Origin of the sequence: Cystobacter fuscus (assembly GCF_002305875.1) — a bacterium.
Classification (GTDB): Bacteria; Myxococcota; Myxococcia; order Myxococcales; family Myxococcaceae; genus Cystobacter; species Cystobacter fuscus_A.
In genome coordinates this window covers 9716660-9735829 of sequence record NZ_CP022098.1, presented here as the reverse complement: position 1 = coordinate 9735829, position 19170 = coordinate 9716660, and the positions used below count along the sequence as shown (strand labels likewise).

The window sequence follows — 19170 nt, the reverse complement described above, 5'->3', positions numbered from 1 at the left end:
TCGCGGGTGTCCACCGGCGGACAGGAAGAGCGCACGAAGTGGCACACGGGGACGGCCCGGTTCGACGCTATAAGTGGAGGAGGGAGGTCGTACGCCGGGAGGCATTGCGTGGTGGGTGTCGAGTCGATGGGAGCCGCGCGGCGGTGGTGGTACGCGCTGAAGCCGGCGAGCTGGCCGAAGGTGTTCGTCCCCGCGTTGTTCGGACAGGCGATGGGGGCGGCGAGCGCGGGGCGGTGGTCGGTGGGAGCGCTCGCGTGGGGGGTGCTGTGGACGGCGTTGGACATCACCTTCATCGTGCTGCTCAACGATTGGGGAGACCGCGAGGTGGATGCCCTCAAGCGCCGCATGTTCCCGCGCGGCTGTTCGCCGAAGACGATCCCCGACGGCATCCTCCCCGCGAGGGCCCTGTTGCTGGCGGGACTGGGAGCGGGAGCGGGGGCCCTGGTGTTGGCGGGCGCCGCCGGAGCCGCGCTCGCGCGGCCGTTGCTCCTGCCGCTCGCGGCCCTGAGCCTGTTCATCTTCGCCGCCTACACACTGCCTCCGCTGCGGCTCAACTACCGGGGGGGTGGGGAGCTGCTGGAGATGGTGGGCGTGGGCGGGGTGCTTCCCGTGTTGCATGCCTATGCGCAATGTGGACAGTGGGCGCCACAGGCCCTGCTCACCTGGGCTCCGGGACTGCTGGCGCTCTGCCTGGCGAGCGCGCTCGCCAGTGGGCTATCCGACGAGGAGAGTGACCGTGCCGGAGGCAAGCGCACCTTCACCACGTGGCTGGGGAACGCGGCGGTCCGGCGGGCCTCGGAGGGCCTGCTGTTGGCGGGGGCCGTGCTCTGGCTCGGGATGGGGCAGTGGGGGTCCCTGGCGGCGCTCCCGGTGGTGTTCTTCAGCGCACGCGCGTGGCGCAAGAGTCCGGAAGCGGTGACGAATGCGTTCGCGGCGCAAGGGGCCTACAAGTTGGAACTCCACCGCGCCATCTGGTGGGGCACGCTGGTGTTGTCCGGGTTGGTGCTCGTGGAGCGCTGGTGGGGAGGTGCTCGGTGATCAGTGATGTCCGGATGCTTCTCGAGCGGCTGGTGCGCCTGGGGCCCGCCCTGGGGGCGCGTGCCTCGTTGGATCCTTCCCGTGCGCGCGCGCCGCTGCCCGTGGAACTGGCGGAGCGTTTGATGGCGGGCGAGGAAGCGCGACGGCGGGCCTTCGCCGAGGCACTGGCCGACGTGGTGGGCGTGCTCGTCGAGGACTTTCCGGACAACATCTTCTGGGACCTGGACTACCTGGCCTGTTGCCTGTGGAAGACGGGTGGACCGGACGAGATGCGCGCGTTCGCCGGGCGGGTGGTGGCGTTGTGCCGGGGCTTCGGCAACAAGTCCGAGCTGCGCTTCCGCTACGCCCATGACTTCCTGTTCGGCTACGACTGGGCCCGTTGGGTGGCGCGCGAGCCCGAGGCGCGTGCGGGCATCGGGCCTTTCGATCCAGTGTTCCTCGACTACCTGGACACGCGGCTCCAGGAGCTGCGTGAACTCATCGCGGACCACGACGCCAAGTACGGGCCGCTCGAGGGCCGGGCCTTCCGCAATCCCTTCTCCTTCCGCCGCGAGCCCCGGGACGAGGCACGGCTGCACCAGGTGCTCGCCCGCGAGGAACTCATCCCGGTCAAGGCGTGGCGCCTGGATGGCGAGCGCCGCTGGGATCTGCCCTTCACCGAGCTGCGCGCCGAGGTCGCCGAGCGGTTGGGGCTCGCGCGGGAAGACGCGTCGTGAGCCCGGGCCTCGCGCGCCTCCGGGCCTGGCTCCAGGCGTCGCGGCTGCCCTCCCAGTCGTACATCGCGCTTCCGCTGCTGCTCGGGCAGTTCATCGCGGTGCACGCGACGGGTGGCGCGTTGCGGATGGGGACACTCGTCGCGGTGCAGCTCTTCGGGGTGTTGGATCAGCTCTTCATCGTCTACGCCAATGACTGGGCGGACCAGGAGACGGATCGCCGCAACCGCACGGCGACGGTGTTCTCGGGGGGCTCACGGGTGCTGGTCGAGGGCCGGCTCTCCCCCAGGGCGCTGGGGACGGCGGCGATCGTCTGCGCGGTGGCGTTGGTCGGTGTGTCGGTGGGGCTGGCGGTGGTGCACCGCGCGCCGCTGCTCGGGGTGCTGGCGGTGGCGGCGGTGGCGCTGCTGTGGGCCTACAGCTATCCGCCGTTGCGGCTGTCCTACCGGGGCGGCGGCGAGCTGTTGCAGATGCTGGGCGTGGCCGGGGTGTTGCCGCTGTATGGGTACCTCGCCCAGGGCGGAGCGCTCGCGGACTTCCCCTGGGCGCTCACGGTGATGCTGTGGCCCACCCACCTCGCGTGCTCCATCGCCACCGCGCTCCCCGACGAGCCCTCGGATCGGGACAGCGACAAGCGCACGCTGCCGGTCCGCGTGGGCGGGGAGCGGGCCGCCTGGGTCATCGTGGCGCTCAACGGGCTCACCTGGGCCCTGGCGCCGCGCGGGCTGGCGTCGGTGGGGCTGGAGGTGGGGGCGGCACTGGGGGTGCCCATGGCCGCGACGCTCGCGGTGGTGGGGGTACGTCCCGCGCCGCCGGGCTCGTGGCGGATCCAGGCCCGGGTGGCCGCCGCGATCACCGCGACCCTGGCCATGGTGGCGTGGCCGCTGCTCGGGCTGGTGTGGCCATGACGTACGAGTTCCTGGTGTTGTCGCTCCTGTTCCTCGTGCCCGGAGCGCTCATCTGGTTCGTCCGCCCGGACCTGCGCTGGCTGATGAAGCGGACGGTGCCCTTTTCGCTCCCGTTCGCCACCACCGAGTGGCTCTTCTATCCGGAGTACTGGACGCCCCGGTTCCTGTTCGATCTGGCCGATCGGATCGGCTTCGGGCTCGAGGACGTGTTGTTCGTCGCCGGGCTGGGGGCCTTCGCCTCCACCGCCTATGCCGTGGCGTTCCGCCGGGCCGTGGTGCCACGAGGAGCTGCCGTGCGCTCCCTGTTACGGGCCGTGGGGGCCCTGGGACTCGTGTTGGGGTTGGCGGGGCTGTTGCGAGGGGTGGGGGTGCCCATCCTCTACGCCTCGGTGGTGGCGATGGGGGTGTGCGCGGCGGGTCTGTTGTGGGTGCGCCCGGACCTGTGGGGGCCGGGGCTGCTCGGGGGGCTGGTGTCGGCGGTCATCTACCTGGGGCTGTGCCTGATCTTCGCGGGGCTCGTGCCCGGGGTCTTCGAGCGCACCTGGAGGCCGAGCCTCCTGCTCCCGGGCCGGTTTCTCGGCGTTCCACTCGACGAGCTGCTGTACGGGTGGGGCGCGGGGGTGGCCGCCACGGTCGTTCCGGCCTGGGCGTTCGGGTTCGGGTTCGGGAGGCGGTAGCTGGCACGTGGGAGCGCGTGCGTTCAGAAGATGGCGGGGCGTCCGGAATCGCCCTGCTGTCGGGTAGAATCTCTGCTCCTATTGCGAGATGAGCGGTGGCCATCCGCCCCAACTCGCCCGGATCCGGCCCCCCGATGGAGTGCCCCATGTCGACCGTTCCGTCCCAGAAGGTGTCTCTGCTGCCCCCGATGCTCGCCCTCATCGTGGGCTTCTTCGCTGGATGTGTCTTGGTCCACGACGACGACGATGGCTACGGCCGTCCCGGGCAATACGCATGTGACGACAACTCGGACTGTCGCTCCAACCAGTACTGTATGAGGGGCCAATGTGAGGACCTGGACGCGCAGGCGGAGACCTGTCGCTCGGCGGGGGACTGCACGCGCGGCGACACGTGCGTCAACGGCGTGTGCAACCAGTCGTGTAAGCGCAACGCGGACTGCCCCAACGGCGGCTACTGTGACGGGTACTACTGCCAGGTGACGTCGCGTCCCGACGCGGGCACGAAGCCCACGGATGGCGGCACGAGGCCCACGGATGGCGGGCTGCCTCCGGTGGATGGCGGCTCGGGCTGCCCGCGTCCGCCCACGGACGGCGGCACGGGCACCCCGATCGACGCGGGCTCGGCCGTGTGCGTGCGCAACGCGGACTGCCCCTCGGGCAACTACTGCATCAACAACGCGTGTGTGCGGGGCTGCTCGGCGGACTCCGACTGCGGTGCCGCGCAGCAGTGCTCGGCCGGACTGTGCCGTCCTCGCGCGGAGCCCTCGTGCACCAGTGCCTCGCAGTGCGCCTCGGGTTCGGACTGCGTGGACGGCTCCTGCCGCGTGCCTTGCACCTCCACCACCACGTGCGCCACGGGCTCCGTGTGTAAGGTGGGCTACTGCCAGCCCTCCGACTCCCCGGGCAGCGGCGCGGAGTGCTCCGTCAATTGTGATTGCCCCTCGGGCGAGCGGTGCGTGGAAGGCACCTGCCAGTTGTAAGCTCGCCGCCCATGGCGAAACAATCGTTGGAGCAGTCCCAGGCGGAGGGTGGTCTCCATCATCAGTTGTCGAAGCTCGTGGGCGAGTGGGAGGGCGTGACGCGGACGTGGTTCGAGCCCGACACGCTCGAAGACGAGTCCGTCTGGCGCGGGACGATCCGTCCCGTGCTCGGGGGGCGCTTCGTGGTGCATGAGTACGAGGGCGCCTTCAAGGGCAAGCCGCTCGCCGGGATGGCCATCTATGGCTATCACCTCGATCCCGAGCGCTACGAAATGGCCTGGGTCGACAGCTTCCACAGCGGCACTGGCATCATGTTCTCCACGGGAAGCCGGGGCGGCCAGGGCTACGCCGTCCAGGGCAGCTACGCGGCGCCCTCCGGTCCGCCCTGGGGCTGGCGCACGGAGATCCATCAGCCCGAGCCGGATCGGCTGCTCATCACCCACTACAACATTCCGCCCGAGGGCCAGGGCCCGGAGACCAAGGCCGTCGAGACGGAGTACCGGCGGCGCGCTCCCTCGCGCTGAGCGGCTCAACCCGCGGCGGGGGGCTCGGAGGGGAGGCTCAAGTGCCGCTCCTCGATTCGCGAGCCCGCCGCCAGCGCGAGCAGTCCCGCCCCCAACAGGGCCATCGTCCCGGACAGCGACCACTCGGCGAGCAGCCCGATGAGGGGGTTCATCACCACGATCCCCAGCGTGCGCACCATGGACACGAAGGAGAGCACGGTGGCGCGCCGCTCCGAGGGCACGTGGTGGTTGATGTAGGCGCTGAACAGGGGGATGCGCGGCAGGCTGAAGGTGAAGCCCACGATGATCCCCACGATGACGAGGGGCAGCCACCGGGTGCTGGCGAGCAGCAGGAAGCTCAGGCCCGCGAGCACGGTGGCTCCGAGCAGCAGCCGGCGCATGGAGCCGCTCCAGCGCTCGAGCCGCGCGGAGTTGCCGAGGAAGAGGATCTGCCCGACGCAGGACAGGGCGTGCACGACGCCGAAGAAGCGCAGGGGCAGTCCGGCGCGCTCGAGCAGCGGCTGGAACAACCAGATGAGGCCCCAGGCGAGGGCATTGGTCAGGGCGAGCTCCACGGCGAGCAGCAGGACCACCTTGTGGCCGAGGAAGTAGCGGCCCCCCTCGGTGATGATGCGGGTGTAGGGGAGGCGCTCCTTGCGCTCGCTCGCCTGGACGGGGGGCTCGCGCAGGGTGAGGGAGAGCAGCAGGGCGAGCGCGGCGGGAATGACATAGGCGCGCATGGGGGCGCTCAGGCCGAAGGTGCTCGCGATGAAGCCTCCGGCGAGGGTGGCGGTGATGATGCCCCCGAGCTTGAAGGACTCCATGCGGCCGAGCACCTGGGGCGCGCGCTCCACCAGGCCGTTCGCCTTGAGGCTGTCATAGGCGAGCGCCTCGTCGGCACCGGAGTGCAGGGTGTAGGCGATGGCGAAGAGCACCTCGGCGGCCATGAACACCAGGAAGGAGGGCCGGGACACGTAGATCAGGGCCGCGCCGATGCCCACCGCGCTGCCGAGCGCCAGGGACGCCTTGCGTCCGAGGAAGTCCGCCACGCTGCCGGTGGGGACCTCGAAGAGGAAGTTGCACAGGAAGAACCAGGCGTTGAGGTAGAGCACCTGGGCGAGCGAGAGGCCTCCCCAATCCGTGTAGAACGGCACGAGGACGGCTGAGAAGAAGTGCATCCAGAACAGCAGGCGGATGCCCTGGAGCTTCCAGAGGTTGGAATACAGGCCGGGCTCCTGGGGCGTGGACGGGGTGCTCATTCGCGGGTCGCTTCCTCCTCTGCTGTTGACATGCTCGCGGCCCGAGGGCTGACGAAGCACCAGGCTCCGACGCCAGAGGCATGGGCCCCTGGCGCCGTCGCGGCCTCCCGACCTGTCACGGCTCCTCGCGCAACTCCCGGATGAAGTCGGCGTCCACGCCAGAGGAGCGCAGGCGGATCAACTCGTCCACGGAGAGCTTGTCCAAGCCCTCGTCGCGCAGCTTGCGCAGGTCGCTCGCGTCCACGCCGAGGGCGCGCAGCTTCACCACGGCCTCCGGGTCGAGCTTGTCCAATCCCGCCTCACGCAGTTCGCGGAGGTACTCGGGGGAGACGCCGAGTGCCTTGAATTGCCCCAGCTCGTCCGCGGAGAGCTTGTCGTAACCCATGTCCTTGAGGGCTTGGATGTACGGCCCCTTCACCCCGAGGGCCTGGAACTGGATGAGCTGGTCGAAGGTGAGCGAGCCCTGGCCCGCCTCGCGCATCTCCTGGAGGAACTCCTCGTCCATGCCGAGCGCCGCCGCCTGCGTCACCTGGTCCACGGACAGCGCGCGATGGCCGGCCGCCGCGAGCGCCTTCACCTTCCGCGCGCTCACGCCCAGGAACCGCATCTGGGCCAGCTCCTCGAGCGTGGGCTTGTCGCCGAGCGCGTCCGTCATCTCCTTCATGTACTCGGGTGTCGCGTTGGCATGGCCGAGCTGCACCAGCTCCTCCACGGTGGGCGTGTAGCCGAGCGCTTCCCATTGCCGCTTCTGCTCCATGGAGACCCCGGCCGTCTTGAGCTCGACGAGCTGGTCCACCGTGAACGGCCCCTTCAATCCCAGCCGCAGGGGCTCCTTCGCCTGGGCCTTCGGGGCGGGCTTCCCGGCGATCCCGGCGGGAGCGCTCGGCTGGGGAACGGGAATGGGCACGGAGCCCGAGGCGAGCGGCGCGGGCGGCTGCGCGGGAGCGGCGGGCGCTGGGGCGACGGCGAGCGCGACCTCCATCGGGGGGTTCGCGTGGGCCTGGAGGGGGGGCGAGGCGGGCAGGGCGAGGGCGACCAGGGGGGCGGCCACGGCCAGGCCGCTCATCAGCGTGAGCAGCAGGGCGCCCGCCTCCCAGCGCGACGCGCACCGCGTGGCGGGCCGGCCCACCAGCCGGCGCACGCGCGCCGTGAGCGAGCCGCCCAGGGCGGACATCGCCGGACCCGACACGGGCAGCTCGCGCAGGGCCTCCAGCGCCGTGAGGGCCCGGGCATACGAGACCGCGTTGCCACTGGTGCCCACGGCGATGTCATCGCAGCAGTTCTCGCGCTCGGCGCGGATGACGCGCGACATCCACCACACCGCCGGGTGGTAGAAGAAGAGCGTCTCCACCAACGTCTGCACCAGGTTCACCGCGAAGTCATGGCGGCGGATGTGGGCCAGCTCGTGCGCGAGCACCATCTCGAGCTGGCGTGGCGACAACCCCGTGAGCACCGTCACGGGCAGCAGCACCACCGGCCGCAACCAGCCCAGGGTCGCGGGCACGTCGATCGCCGCCGAGCGCAGCAGCCGCACCGGCCGCGTCATTCCGAGCTGCCGCGCCAGCCGCTCCAGGGCCTCCTGCCACTCGACGGGGGCGGGCTCGGCCTCGCGCACCAGTCGGCGCAGCCTCAGCCACCCGGACAGCAGCCGGAGCGAGGACAACACCACCCCCAGCCCCCAGGCCAGCACCAGCCCGTGCAGGTTCCCACCCACCACGGAGCGGGCTCGCCCCATCACCGAGGCGAGTCCGGTGTCGCCTGTCGCGTGGGGGCTCGTCGCGGCGGCAGCGGACGTGGGGAGGGGACGTGGCTCGGAGGGACCCGCCAGCGCGGTGGCTTCCGGTGCGGAGCCGGTGCGCGGATGGGTGAGGACGTGGTGCCAGCCGGTGAGCACGGGCAGCACGAGCATGAGGGCCAGCGCGCCACAGGCCAGCAGGTAGCGCGGCGAGGCCGCGCGGCGATCCACCACCTGGAGCGCCACCGCGAGGGCCACGGCCACCAGGGTTCCCTGCCACAACAGGTGCAACAACGCCCAGCCCAGGGACTGCCATACCAGCGTGCTCATGGCTTCTCCTCCTCCTCCAGGGTGTCCAGCAATTGCCGCAGCTCGGCGAGCTCCTCGGCCGAGGCCTTCTTCGTCGACAGGGCTTGCATGGCCAGCCGCGCGGGCGAGCCGCCAAACGCGCGATTGAGCAGGTCCGTCACCAACTGGCGCTGGGTCTTCTGTTGCGAGGCCCGCGTGCGGTACACGTGCGCGCGCTGGGACTCGTCCCGCTCGACGAGCCCCTTCTCCGTCATGATCTGCATCAGCTTGAGCACCGTCGTGTAGCCCGTGCTGGCGTCGCCCTTGTTCAACGCCTCGTGCACCTCGCGCACCGTGCTCGGGCCGCGCTCCCACATCACCTGTAGAATGGCCAGCTCCGCGTCCGTCGGGCGGGGCAGCTTGGGTTCACTCATCGCTCGTCCTCCCATCCCCTGTTTATACGAACATCTTCGTAGATGTCAACGAAGCCCTTCGTAGTTCGAGGGAGGACGGTCTCTGGCCTCCACCAGGCGGGTGCTCTACCGTGGGATGTTCGTGGGTAGGAGGGGTGTCTCGTGCAGCCGGTGATTTCCGTCAAGAACCTCAGCAAGACGTACGCCTCGGGATTCCAGGCGCTCAAGTCCATCAACCTGGAGATCCGGAGTGGGGAGATCTTCGCCCTGCTCGGGCCCAACGGGGCGGGCAAGACCACGCTGATCAGCATCATCTGCGGGATCGTCAACCCGAGCGGAGGCACGGTGCTGGCCGACGGGCATGACATCGTGACGGACTTCCGCGCGGCCCGGGCGAAGATCGGGCTGGTGCCGCAGGAACTGTCGACCGACGCGTTCGAGAGCGTCTGGGCCACGGTGAACTTCAGCCGCGGCCTGTTCGGCAAGCCTCCCAACCCGGCCCATGTCGAGAAGGTGCTTCGCGACCTGTCGCTGTGGGACAAGAAGGACTCGCGGATCATGACGCTGTCTGGCGGCATGAAGCGCCGGGTGTTGATCGCCAAGGCGCTGTCGCACGAGCCGCGGATCCTCTTCCTCGACGAACCCACCGCGGGCGTCGATGTCGAGCTACGCCACGACATGTGGGAGATGGTGCGGGGCCTGCGCGAGCGCGGGGTGACGATCATCCTGACCACGCACTACATCGAGGAGGCGGAGAAGATGGCCGACCGCATCGGGGTGATCCACAAGGGCGAGCTCATCCTGGTGGAGGACAAGGCGGTGCTGATGCGCAAGCTCGGCACGAAGCAGCTCACCTTGCGGCTGCGCAGTCCGCTGGAGCGCATCCCCGAGGCGCTGGCCGGGCTCGCGCTCGAGCTGTCCGAGGATGGGAACACGCTGGTCTATACCTTCGACACGCAGAAGGAGGAGGAGACCGGCATCGCGACGCTGTTGCGGCGGCTGGGCGAGCACGGCATCGACTTCAAGGATCTGCATTCCAGTGAGAGCTCGCTGGAGGACATCTTCGTCAGCCTCGTGAGGGCCCGGTCATGAACGTGTATGCGATCCGCGCCATCTACCGCTTCGAGATGGCACGCACCTTCCGCACGCTGATGCAGAGCATCGCCTCGCCGGTGCTGTCCACCTCGCTGTACTTCGTGGTGTTCGGCTCGGCGATCGGCTCGCGCATGGGTCAGATCGACGGGGTCAGCTACGGGGCCTTCATCATTCCGGGCCTGCTCATGTTGTCGCTGTTGAGCGAGAGCATTTCCAATGCCTCGTTCGGCATCTACATGCCGAAGTGGTCGGGAACGATCTTCGAGGTGCTGTCCGCGCCGGTGTCCTTCGTCGAGGTGGTGATTGGCTACGTGGGGGCGGCGGCCACCAAATCGATCATGCTGGGCATGCTGATCCTGGCGACGGCCCGGATCTTCGTTCCCTATGAGATCGCGCATCCGTTCTGGATGGTGGGCTTCCTGGTGCTCACCGCGGTCACCTTCAGCATGTTTGGCTTCATCATCGGTGTCTGGGCGGACGGTTTCGAGAAGCTGCAGATCATCCCGCTGCTCGTGGTCACTCCGCTGACCTTCCTTGGTGGCGCCTTTTACTCCATCCACATGCTGCCGCCCCTCTGGCAGAGGATCACCCTGTTCAACCCGGTGGTGTATCTGATCAGCGGCTTCCGCTGGAGCTTCTACGGAGCTTCCGACGTCAATGTCGGGGTCAGCCTCGGCATGACCCTGATGTTCCTCTCCCTGTGCCTTGGCGGCGTGTGGTGGATCTTCAAGACGGGGTACAAGCTGAAGTCTTGAGCGGGCCCGGAGCGGGTTCACAGTACGGGACGTGGCGGTCCCAGCTTCAGGGGATCCCAGGTGTACTCCTCAGTGGGGGTCAGCAGCATGTTCGTCAACTGGTGCCGCTCCACGAAGTGGACGAATCGCTCGGAAACCACAGGACTGCCGGGCATGCCGCGGGCGTAGAACACATCCTCGCCGTGCCAGGTCTCCTTCTCCAGGGTGAAGCCGTGGATGGTGTCCACATTCGTCTCCCGGCAGGCATCACAGGTGATGGGGGATGCGCGCCGAATGCGGCTCCTGGCCTCATCCACCGCCGCGCCGCCAAAGACGGGCGTGGTGTAGAAGTATCGGGGAGCGGAGGCTGAGTCAGTGGTGCGCCTCCGACCGCGCACGCGGACGAGTTCCACCGGCTGAAAGCCGGACAGCCCGGTCAGGCCTTCCCTGCAGAAGGACTCTACGAAGCGATTGGTGACGAGGTATCCGCCGCCAGGTCCTCCCACGAAGTCCCCGAACTCCTTGCCGTTCAACTTCAATTCGCCGCGCAGTGGGGGCAACCACGTTCGCATGCCGGTGAACGCGCCGCAGTCAGGACATCGTGGGGCATCGCCAATGGTTCCTCCACTCCGCTCGAAAGAGGTGTCGTGGTTGGAGTCGAGGGCAGGACCGAGGACGAAGAAGCGCGGTGCGGAGTGGCCTTCAGAACCCACGGGGGAACCTCGCCCTCATGTCGGGACGGTTGTAGACGGAGCGCAGGAACGTTTCGAACTCCTTTGCGGTCGCGGACTTGTGCGTGCGCAGCCAGTAGTTGATGACCTCCGCATCGATTTTCCGGTGCCAATCCTGGTAGCCGCAATGTGCTGCTTCGTCGACGGCCTTGGTGACGAAACGTGAGTCCCGGGGTTCATAAACGCCCATGAGTGTAGGGTGGAGTTCCAGTTCCTTGGCGATGGGCTTGGAGATGACGTGATGCTGCTGGCCTTTGCAGTCGGGCGGCTCGGGCGCATCGGAGGACTCCTGGACTTTTGCGCTGGTTGAGCTGGCAGCCTGCTTCTGGCGAGCTTCCTCGTCGATTTTCAGCTCATGGATCGCCTGTGCGATCTCTGCTGCCTTCCGGGGATCCAGGGCGGCACAGCCGCTGGCACTGCCCTGCTTGCATCTACACACAGCGGTGGAGTCACCCTGGACGCAGGGGAGCTGTGTCACGACGAGCAGGAGAATGAGTGGGAGCATGCACCCGAGGTTACCACCGCGCGTTGAGTCAGGTTGACGGTGTCCTCCCGTTCCTGCTCGACGCCTCACAATTCGTGGCGGCCCGGTGTTCCAGCACGCCACCGGGCGCTCGTGAGCGATGGGCTCCAGGCTCCGGCGCTCCCGAGCCCCAGCCGATGGTGCCCGCGGCAAACTTCCCGCGGGCCCCCTTGGCCTTACGTGTCTGCCATCATGAACGCGATCTTGGACTGCCGCGCGGCGGTCGGGAAGCCGTTGGCGGTCGCCGCGGCGAGGTAGTCCTTCATGTTGGGGAACACGTAGTCGCGCTCCGCCGTGGTCGACAAACCCAGCCACGACACGAGGGAGTGGGCGTACTGGTCCACGGACAACGTGGGAATCCAACGCCCCTTCGAGTCGACGGTGTCTGGGTTGTTCACCGCGTTGTTGGACAGGTCCAGGTTGGGGAACGTCCCATACAACCGGCGCCCGAGGACGCGATCCCCGAGGATGAGGGCATGGCTTCCCCAGCCATGGTCCGTCCCCTTGTCGGAGTTCTCCCGGAGGGTGCGGCTGAAGTCGCTCATCGTGAAGAGCGTGGCCTGCGGCGCGTTGGCACCGAAGGCCGTCTGGACGAGCACGAGCGCCCGGTAGAAGGCGTCGAGCGCGAAGTCGAGCTGTTTGAACAACGAGCGCTGGGCCGAGTCCTGCCCGGTGTGGGTATCGAAGCCTCCCAACCCCACCGAGAACATCTGGCGCCTGAGGCCCAGGCCGCCGCTCGCCACGGGAGTCGCTCCCGCCACGATGTCCCGGAGGACCTGGTAGAGCTGGGTAGGCAGGGACCAGCCCCCGCCGTCGGTGGGCAGGACGAACAGGGCATCAATGGCCTCGCGCGTGGCCTGCGGGAGCAGGTTCCAGGCGGCCTCCCGCGCGGTGGTGCGCGAGTTGGCGAAGGTCTGCGCCATGGAGAAGGTGTCACCATAGGAGGACTCCAGGGTGACATCGTTGTGGAGGGCCAGCACCTCGGCGAGCGCTTCTTGTTGCAGGGCTCCGAAGGCGGCGTCGGTCGTCGCCCGGAAGCCGAGCGTGCCATTGCTGGCCACCGACATGGGCTGCCGTGAGGCGCCCAGGGAGAAGAGCCCCTTACCGCCGAACGAGGTCACCTCCGGATACTCTCCGGGGTTCAGTCCGCTGAGCTTGTCCGCGGTCCGGCCGCCCCATCCCGTCACCTTGCCGATGAGCGACAGGGGGAGGATGACGCTGGAGGGGTTCGCGATGCCGCTCGCCCAGGCATCCTGCTGGTCGGAATGGGAGAACAGGTTGTCTGGCCGTACCACCGTGCCCGAGGTGTAGTCCGTCTTCTTCATGGGCAACACGAGCGGCCCCACGTTGCACACCACCGCGGCCTTCTCCTGTTCGAAGAGCGCCTGGAGCTTCGTGAGCGAGGGGTGCAGTCCATAGGAGCCGGTGGCGGTCCCCACGGGGTTGATGGGCAGCAGGTCCGCCAGCTTGATGCCGATGTTCGGCCGCGCCGCGAGGTACTGCGCATGGGGGGTCGCGAGTCGGGGAACGATGAGGTTGTTGGAGTCGTTGCCGCCCAGAAGGAAGACACACACCGCGGCGCGGTGGCCCGCGTAGCCGGCGGCGGTGGCGGCGCGCGCTTCCCCCCACCAGCGGGGAAGGGTGGCGGCGGCGGTGAGCAGGCCCGTGGCCCGGAGGAACTGGCGTCGTGAGGAGGTCATGGGATTACCTCTGGATCTGGAACTCGGGGGAGAGCGACGTGAGGTAGATGGCCAGCTTCTGTCGGCGGGTGCTGCCGGCGCGGGGATCGGTGATGGCTTTGTAGACCGCGAGCTGGAGGTTCGAGGACGCCGCGTCATGGAGCCAGTAGCGGCCAAGCCAGTACACCAGGTCACTCGGGTCCGCGGGCAGTGGGGTCAGATCGAGCACGATGCCATTGGTCGCCGCCGTGCTCGAGAAGAGCAGGTCGTGCACGAAGTTGGCGCGCGCGGTGGCCGTCGCGGTGTCCAGGATGGCGAACTCGGGGCCGAGCAGCCCGTTGCCGCCAGGAGCGGGGGCGTTGGGGGGGTAGTAGCTGAAGACCGAGGACGGCCTGGGCACATCCTGCCCGAGCGACTTGCTCCAGGAGTTGAGCTTGCCTCCCGGATTCTTGTCCGCCGTCTGATCCATCGTGCCGTTCAACCACCGGATGGTCGAGGTGATGAACAACGCGGGCGGCCGGAGCCGGCCGAAGGTGGCGTAGAGCGACAGGGGCGGCTGGGGCCCGCGCGCCTCGGTGTCCTCGAGGATCTTCCGGACCACCGCGCTCATGTCTCCCCGCACACCACTGCCATTGTTCTTGAAGACCGCCACCACCCGGCTGACATACGCGGGGCTGGGATTGCTGGTGACGAGGTGTTGGATGAGCTGCTTGCAGATGAATGGAGGCAGGTTCGGGTCGGCGAAGATGTTGTCGAGCGCCTCCTTGAGGTGCGCCGTGGCGCCCGCTCCCGTGGTCGTCACCACGCCCCGAAGGAGCGTCTGCGCGGAGGAGTCGTGATTGACATCGCAGCCCACCATCGGCTGGGTGTAATCGGCCGGGTTGCTGCGGCCCTTGGTGGGGCAGCCCGTGGCGCTGGCGAAGGTCCACCCGGAGAGGGCTCGCGAGAACGCCTGGACCTGGGCCTCGGTGTACGCGGGGAGCGGCACGCCGTTGGCGTCGAGCTTCACGGTGCCGTCGTCGTTCAGCTTGTGCAGCCCGAGCGTGAAGAGCTGGAGCAGCTCCCGGGCGTAGTTCTCGTTCGGCTCGATGGCCTTGCCGGCCGTGTCGAACGCCCGGTTGTTCACCATGTCCAGGTAGTTGCCCATGGCGGGATCGCGGGTGATGGCGTCCAGCAGGGTGCGGAAGTTGCCGAAGGCATTCGCGGAGAGCTGGTTGAGATAGCCCGCCAGCGCCACCTTGGGCTCCGACTCGGGAGTGGCCTGGATGTCGGCGATGCCATTCTGTGACACGACGAGGATCTGACTCAGCGCGAAGGCCACCCGCTGCCGGAGCTGATCCTTGCCCATGACGGCGTTGTAGAAGAACTGGGAGCCGAGATCCTTGCTCGTGGTCGTCCCGTCGTACGTGTAGCGGGGCGCCGAGAGCTGCTCGGAGATGGCCTTGGTGATGCCCACGTCCACCACGTGCTCCACGCTGTCGATGGGCAGCGGGCTCACTCCATTGGCGAGACGGGGTCCAAAGGTGGCCTGCTCGAGGAACCGGATGGCATTGGCCTCGGACGGCTCGGTGAGCGACTCGGCCTGCTCGAGGCTGTCGACGGGGTTCTCCCCGGTGAGGCCCTCCTCTGGTGCGCAACCGGTGGCACACAGGGCGAGGGCGAGGGCGGTGCGACGTATCATCCGATGTCCTCCTGGGGACATGCTGCGCGGAGGCCGCATAATGCGGAATTCCGGCTTAAGTATCAATACCTTGGAGAATAAAAATGACGGTGAGGCGGGAAAATTTGTAAAAACAGTGTCACGGCAACAGGGCCCCGCTGAAGACTCATCTCTTGAATCTCAAGAGTTGGGGAAAGCGAGATTTACACGGATTGATATGAGAAATCCATCGCCTCATCGATGGTGTTAGCGTAGAGAAAGAGGCGCCGCCCAGGACAAACCCAAGACAAAGAGGCGCCCTTGAAACTCAGGACATCAAAAACACCGCCCCCTGTGCCGTTTGGTTCCCTCTCCGCTTCCGCCCTGACGGCGGTTGCCGCGGCCGTCTCGCTGACGGCTTGCGGAGGCGAGGGCGCTGGCGCGGGTGCGGACACGGCCGTCGTCATGACCCCTCCGGGCACCGGTGTGACGGCCGCGTACTCGCCCCTGTACGAGCCTGGCACCGAGGCCGTCGAGCAGCTCCAGTACACCGAGCCGGACGGCACGCTGGTGACCTTCATGGGGGCGCGTCCCACCGAGCGCCACGCGCGTGAGCGCGGCGAGGCGTGGGACGCTCCCGACACGGGCCCGGGTCGCTACTTCACCTTCCCCACCTTCTACTTCCAGAACCGCACCTTCGGTCTGGAGATCCGCGACGAGGTGCCCGCCGGCCGCCAGAAGATCTCGGTGTACCTGCACGTCAACGATGGCACGTTCCGGGGCACCACCTTCAGCCTGTTCCGCAACATCAACAACCCCAACGTGCGCGACTTCGGCTGGTCGCTCAACTACGGCTTCAACAATCCGCTCGAGGCCAACCAGCCCATCTGCCACGCCGGCACGCGCGATTGCATGATGTCGTTCACCTCCAACTGGCGCACGTCCCCGCACAGCCCGTTGAAGATTGGCGACAAGATCGAGCTGGCCCCCGCGCCGCGCCTGATCTCCCCGGCCATCGACGGCGGCGGTGAGCGCTACTACTCGTTCGAGCAGCTCTACGTGGTGGGCAAGGGCATGCGCCCCTGGTACGGCATCGCCCCCAACCTGGACTCCGAGCCGCTGCCCGACGAGACGCTGCTGGGTGGCCAGGCCAGCGTGTCCTACAACTACTCGGAGGAGCCGCACCGGGTGTTCCAGCAGATGGCCAACAACATCGGCATCAAGAACACCAAGAGCTTCGTGCAGGGACGCCGGCTGTTCCACACCTCGTTCGCGGACGGCACGCACTCCGAGCACCCGACCTCCAACCCGGTGTTCACCGAGCACAAGGGGCAGCTCGGCCCCCGCTACAACCAGGCGCGCTGCATCGAGTGCCACACGGCCAACGGCCGCAGCGCGGCGCCGGCGGCGGGCGCGCGGCTCGCCACCCTGTCGGTGCTCACTGGCGCCGCGGGGGCCGGAGACACGGTGCTGCCCGATCCCACCTATGGCTGGAACGTGCAGCAGGTGCCGGGTTCCGCCTCGGGGCCCAGCTACGGGGTGAGCGTGGCGTCCTACACGAAGACGGTGCGCACGCTGGCCGATGGTACGCAGGTCGAGCTGGCCAGGCCCGTCTACTCCTTCTCGGGTCCTGTGCCGTCGCTCTACTCCGTGCGCCAGGCCCCGCAGGTCATCGGTATGGGCCTGCTGGAGGCCGTGGCCGAGCCCACCATCCTGGCGCTGGCCGATCCCGATGACGCCAACGGTGACGGCGTGCGCGGTGTGCCGCACTGGGTGAACAACCCCGAGACGGGCAAGGTGCACCTCGGCCGCTTCGGCTGGAAGGCCACCAAGGCGAGCGTGCGCCACCAGGTGGGTGACGCGCTCGTCAAGGACATGGGTGTCACCTCGCCGGTGTTCCCGTCGGTGAGCTGCCAGAAGGGCTCGCCCGACTGCCGCGCCACCACGGCGGCCACGGCGGTGTCGGAGACGGAGCTCCAGCGCATGTCGGACTACCTGTCGCTCATCGGCGTGCCGGCCCAGCGCAGCCTGCGCAGCGGCTACCCCGAGGGCATCCGCGTCTCGCCCGAGCACGACGTGAACCCGACGCTCATCCAGCGCGGCAGCGCCGTCTTCGCCGAGGCCCGTTGCACCTCGTGCCACACCGCGCAGCTGACCACGAGCAACAACCACCCGTTCGCCGAGCTGCGCAACCAGACCATCCGCCCGTACACGGACCTGCTGCTGCACGACATGGGTTCGGAGCTGGCGGACACGCTCAGCGAGGGCCAGGCCACCCCGAACCTGTGGCGCACGCAGCCGCTGTGGGGCCTGGGTTCGCTGAAGTTCGTGCAGGGCGGCGCGCAGAACGTGCGCTACCTGCACGACGGCCGCGCCCGCACGCTGTCCGAGGCCATCCTGTGGCACGGCGGTGAGGCGACGGGCAGCCGCGACCGGTTCTCCGCGCTCCCCAAGGCCGACCGCGACGCGTTGTTCGCCTTCCTCGAGTCGCTGTAGTTGACCAGGGCGGCCCCTCTCGTCGGGGCCGCCCTCGTCGTATCAGGGGAAGGAGTAGAGTTCCGCCGTGCTGTACTCGAGGGGGGTGTATCCTCCCACCAGCAGCACGGTCTTCTCGTCGAGCTTCGTGGCCGAGTGCTTGTAGCGGGCCACGTTCAGTGACGCCTCGAGGTTCCACGTGTTCGTGGCCGGGTCATAGACCTCGGAGGTGGCGCTGATTCCCGTCAGCGTGTGGTACCCACCGGTCACCAGCACCTTGCCGTGCACGAGCGTGGCCGCGTGCTCCCGGCGTGGGGAGTTCAGCGTGCCCGCCGAGGACCAGGTGGACGTGGCGGGATTGAACAGCTCCGCCGTGACACCGAGGTACATGTCCCCGGTCAGGCCGCCCACCACCAGCACCGTCCCGTTGTCCAGCAGGGTGGCCGTGTGGGCGGAGCGGCCCGTGCTCAGGTCGGCCACGCTCGTCCAGGTTCCGGTGGAGGGATCGTAGAGCTCCGCGGACGCCAGGGATTGGCCTTCCGCCCCGGTGCCCCCCGCGACCAGCACCCGGCCATCGCTCAGCACGGTCATGGTGTGGTTGCGGCGAGCGGTGAGGAGCGAGCCGGTGAGGGTCCACTGGCGCGTGGACGGGTCATACAGCTCGGCCGTGGCGAGCACGCCACCGGCGCTCTCCCCCGTACCGCCTCCCGCCACCAGCACCTTGCCATCGGACAGCGCCACGGCGGTGTGATCATAGCGCAGGGTGCTCATCCGTCCCGTGGGGGACCACACGCCCTGGAGGGGCTCGTACAGCTCCTCGACGCTGGCGGAGCCGGCTCTGGCCCCTCCGGCGACGAGCACCGTGCCGTTGTACAGGGGGGTGGCGGTATGGGCGCGGTGCGTGGCGATGGGGTTGCCCACGGCCGACCAGATCCTGGTGGTGGGGTCGTACTCCTCCGCGGTGCGGCCGTAGCCACCGAGCACGAGCACCCGGCCCGTGGGCAACAGGGTCGCGGTGTGCCGCAGCCGCGGTTGAAGGGTGTTGGCGGTGGGGACGGAGATCGGCGTCGTGGCGACGACGTGCACCCGCTGGGTCTTGGTGCCCTTGTTGCCGGAGGGATCCGTCAGCGAATAGGTGAGCGTATAGGTGCCCGGAACGTTCGTGTTGACCGTGCCCTCGGCCGTCACGAAGCTGAACCCCAGCCCGCCATGCATGCAGGCATCGTGGGCAATGGCCTCCTGGGGGGTGAACGGTGAGCCCGCGGGAATGGTGATATCCCCGCCCTCCAGATAGATGTCCGGCGGCAGGGTATCGACCACCGTCCATTCGGTCGTGCAACTGGCGCTGTTGAATCCGTCCCAGACGCCGGCTCCCGTATAGACGGTTCCCACCATCTTGTAGGCGTAGGATGTCGAGACGTATTGAATGGAGCAGTTGTCTGAGTACTGCAGGTTGGGAACCTCGTCGATGTACCCGCCGCACTCCACCACGCCGCCATAGGCATCGCATGTCACGACGGGGGGCGTCACGTCGGGCGAGCAGCCGTCGTCCGCCAGGTTCCGGGACGAGGTGCTCACCGACGAAGGCGTCACGGACTCACCCGTCAAGCCATTGTCGGTGGAGGTGACACCTCCGCACGCCGTGGAGATCAACAGGGCGCAGGTCGCCAGGGTCTGGTTGGCTATTCCAGACAAACGTCTCTCGTGAAACACGGATGGAATCATTGACTCGTGCTCCTTCTCCGGGAGAACAGCGGGGGGACGGCTGAACAAATGAAAC

17 protein-coding genes are annotated in these 19170 nt (G+C 68.2%); 9 read left to right on the top strand and 8 right to left on the bottom strand.

Annotation, left to right across the window (positions count from 1 at the left end; genetic code table 11):
• The first annotated feature begins 108 nt into the window (after positions 1–108).
• From CYFUS_RS39390 to CYFUS_RS39365, 6 genes are all read left to right on the top strand, one after another.
• The gene (locus CYFUS_RS39390) at positions 109–1038 is read left to right on the top strand and encodes a prenyltransferase (protein WP_232537074.1); all 930 of its coding nucleotides are present in this window, start codon (positions 109–111) and stop codon (positions 1036–1038) included.
• Positions 1035–1754 carry a ferrochelatase gene (locus CYFUS_RS39385; protein ID WP_095989874.1) on the top strand — a complete coding sequence of 240 codons (720 nt, stop codon included), beginning with the start codon at positions 1035–1037 and terminating at the stop codon, positions 1752–1754. The genes CYFUS_RS39390 and CYFUS_RS39385 overlap by 4 nt, the downstream gene beginning before the upstream one ends.
• Positions 1751–2659 carry a prenyltransferase gene (locus CYFUS_RS39380; RefSeq protein ID WP_095989873.1) on the top strand — a complete coding sequence of 303 codons (909 nt, stop codon included), beginning with the start codon at positions 1751–1753 and terminating at the stop codon, positions 2657–2659. The genes CYFUS_RS39385 and CYFUS_RS39380 overlap by 4 nt, the downstream gene beginning before the upstream one ends.
• Entirely contained in the window at positions 2656–3336 is a 681-nt protein-coding gene (locus tag CYFUS_RS39375) for a lycopene cyclase domain-containing protein (RefSeq protein ID WP_095989872.1), read from the top strand. Before CYFUS_RS39380 ends, CYFUS_RS39375 begins: the two co-directional genes overlap by 4 nt.
• A gap of 146 nt (positions 3337–3482) precedes the next feature.
• Positions 3483–4316 carry a DUF7107 domain-containing protein gene (locus CYFUS_RS39370; RefSeq protein WP_095989871.1) on the top strand — a complete coding sequence of 278 codons (834 nt, stop codon included), beginning with the start codon at positions 3483–3485 and terminating at the stop codon, positions 4314–4316.
• A gap of 11 nt (positions 4317–4327) precedes the next feature.
• On the top strand, positions 4328–4840 hold the full coding sequence (locus tag CYFUS_RS39365; RefSeq protein ID WP_095989870.1) for a DUF1579 domain-containing protein: 513 nt from the start codon (positions 4328–4330) through the stop codon (positions 4838–4840).
• Positions 4841–4845: 5 nt separating this feature from the next.
• Here CYFUS_RS39365 and CYFUS_RS39360 read toward each other — a convergent pair whose 3' ends face one another.
• The 3 genes from CYFUS_RS39360 to CYFUS_RS39350 form a co-directional block, all read right to left on the bottom strand.
• On the bottom strand, positions 4846–6078 hold the full coding sequence (locus CYFUS_RS39360; protein ID WP_095989869.1) for an MFS transporter: 1233 nt from the start codon (positions 6076–6078) through the stop codon (positions 4846–4848).
• A gap of 115 nt (positions 6079–6193) precedes the next feature.
• On the bottom strand, positions 6194–8143 hold the full coding sequence (locus tag CYFUS_RS39355) for a M56 family metallopeptidase (protein ID WP_095989868.1): 1950 nt from the start codon (positions 8141–8143) through the stop codon (positions 6194–6196).
• Positions 8140–8535 carry a BlaI/MecI/CopY family transcriptional regulator gene (locus CYFUS_RS39350; RefSeq protein WP_002626988.1) on the bottom strand — a complete coding sequence of 132 codons (396 nt, stop codon included), beginning with the start codon at positions 8533–8535 and terminating at the stop codon, positions 8140–8142. The genes CYFUS_RS39355 and CYFUS_RS39350 overlap by 4 nt, the downstream gene beginning before the upstream one ends.
• Positions 8536–8676: 141 nt before the next feature.
• On the opposite strand from CYFUS_RS39350, the gene CYFUS_RS39345 reads away from it, so the two are divergent.
• Both CYFUS_RS39345 and CYFUS_RS39340 read left to right on the top strand, forming a co-directional pair.
• Positions 8677–9606 carry an ABC transporter ATP-binding protein gene (locus tag CYFUS_RS39345; protein ID WP_095989867.1) on the top strand — a complete coding sequence of 310 codons (930 nt, stop codon included), beginning with the start codon at positions 8677–8679 and terminating at the stop codon, positions 9604–9606.
• Positions 9603–10364, top strand: coding sequence for an ABC transporter permease (locus tag CYFUS_RS39340; RefSeq protein ID WP_095989866.1), 762 nt, complete (start codon positions 9603–9605; stop codon positions 10362–10364). Before CYFUS_RS39345 ends, CYFUS_RS39340 begins: the two co-directional genes overlap by 4 nt.
• A gap of 17 nt (positions 10365–10381) precedes the next feature.
• Here CYFUS_RS39340 and CYFUS_RS53370 read toward each other — a convergent pair whose 3' ends face one another.
• The 4 genes from CYFUS_RS53370 to CYFUS_RS39320 all read right to left on the bottom strand — a co-directional run bounded on the left by CYFUS_RS53370 (position 10382) and on the right by CYFUS_RS39320 (position 14957).
• Positions 10382–10915 (bottom strand): imm11 family protein, encoded by a 534-nt coding sequence (locus CYFUS_RS53370; protein ID WP_232537073.1) that lies wholly within the window; start codon positions 10913–10915, stop codon positions 10382–10384.
• Positions 10916–11045: 130 nt separating this feature from the next.
• Entirely contained in the window at positions 11046–11579 is a 534-nt protein-coding gene (locus tag CYFUS_RS39330; RefSeq protein ID WP_095989865.1) for a Wall-associated protein precursor, read from the bottom strand.
• 194 nt (positions 11580–11773) lie between these two features.
• The gene (locus CYFUS_RS39325; RefSeq protein WP_095989864.1) at positions 11774–13297 is read right to left on the bottom strand and encodes a DUF1501 domain-containing protein; all 1524 of its coding nucleotides are present in this window, start codon (positions 13295–13297) and stop codon (positions 11774–11776) included.
• A 4-nt stretch (positions 13298–13301) separates the two neighbouring features.
• Complete coding sequence (locus tag CYFUS_RS39320; protein WP_095989863.1) at positions 13302–14957, bottom strand: DUF1800 domain-containing protein; 1656 nt, start codon at positions 14955–14957, stop codon at positions 13302–13304.
• A 423-nt stretch (positions 14958–15380) separates the two neighbouring features.
• Here CYFUS_RS39320 and CYFUS_RS39315 point away from each other — a divergent pair, with 423 nt between their 5' ends.
• A complete protein-coding gene (locus CYFUS_RS39315) occupies positions 15381–17411 on the top strand; it encodes a di-heme oxidoredictase family protein (protein ID WP_095992503.1) in 2031 nt (676 codons plus the stop codon).
• Positions 17412–17453: 42 nt separating this feature from the next.
• Here CYFUS_RS39315 and CYFUS_RS39310 read toward each other — a convergent pair whose 3' ends face one another.
• On the bottom strand, positions 17454–19085 hold the full coding sequence (locus CYFUS_RS39310) for a kelch repeat-containing protein (RefSeq protein ID WP_198316297.1): 1632 nt from the start codon (positions 19083–19085) through the stop codon (positions 17454–17456).
• Positions 19086–19170 lie beyond the last annotated feature (85 nt).

What these genes read in the sequence shown, in the direction of transcription:
- CYFUS_RS39375 (WP_095989872.1), top strand. Translation starts at nt 2,656, where the DNA reads ATGACGTACGAGTTCCTGGTGTTGTCGCTCCTGTTCCTCGTGCCCGGA.
- CYFUS_RS39370 (WP_095989871.1), top strand. Translation starts at nt 3,483, where the DNA reads ATGTCGACCGTTCCGTCCCAGAAGGTGTCTCTGCTGCCCCCGATGCTC.
- CYFUS_RS39365 (WP_095989870.1), top strand. Translation starts at nt 4,328, where the DNA reads ATGGCGAAACAATCGTTGGAGCAGTCCCAGGCGGAGGGTGGTCTCCAT.
- CYFUS_RS39360 (WP_095989869.1), bottom strand. Translation starts at nt 6,078, where the DNA reads ATGAGCACCCCGTCCACGCCCCAGGAGCCCGGCCTGTATTCCAACCTC.
- CYFUS_RS39355 (WP_095989868.1), bottom strand. Translation starts at nt 8,143, where the DNA reads ATGAGCACGCTGGTATGGCAGTCCCTGGGCTGGGCGTTGTTGCACCTG.
- CYFUS_RS39350 (WP_002626988.1), bottom strand. Translation starts at nt 8,535, where the DNA reads ATGAGTGAACCCAAGCTGCCCCGCCCGACGGACGCGGAGCTGGCCATT.
- CYFUS_RS39340 (WP_095989866.1), top strand. Translation starts at nt 9,603, where the DNA reads ATGAACGTGTATGCGATCCGCGCCATCTACCGCTTCGAGATGGCACGC.
- CYFUS_RS53370 (WP_232537073.1), bottom strand. Translation starts at nt 10,915, where the DNA reads ATGCGAACGTGGTTGCCCCCACTGCGCGGCGAATTGAAGTTGAACGGC.
- CYFUS_RS39330 (WP_095989865.1), bottom strand. Translation starts at nt 11,579, where the DNA reads ATGCTCCCACTCATTCTCCTGCTCGTCGTGACACAGCTCCCCTGCGTC.
- CYFUS_RS39325 (WP_095989864.1), bottom strand. Translation starts at nt 13,297, where the DNA reads ATGACCTCCTCACGACGCCAGTTCCTCCGGGCCACGGGCCTGCTCACC.
- CYFUS_RS39320 (WP_095989863.1), bottom strand. Translation starts at nt 14,957, where the DNA reads ATGATACGTCGCACCGCCCTCGCCCTCGCCCTGTGTGCCACCGGTTGC.
- CYFUS_RS39315 (WP_095992503.1), top strand. Translation starts at nt 15,381, where the DNA reads ATGACCCCTCCGGGCACCGGTGTGACGGCCGCGTACTCGCCCCTGTAC.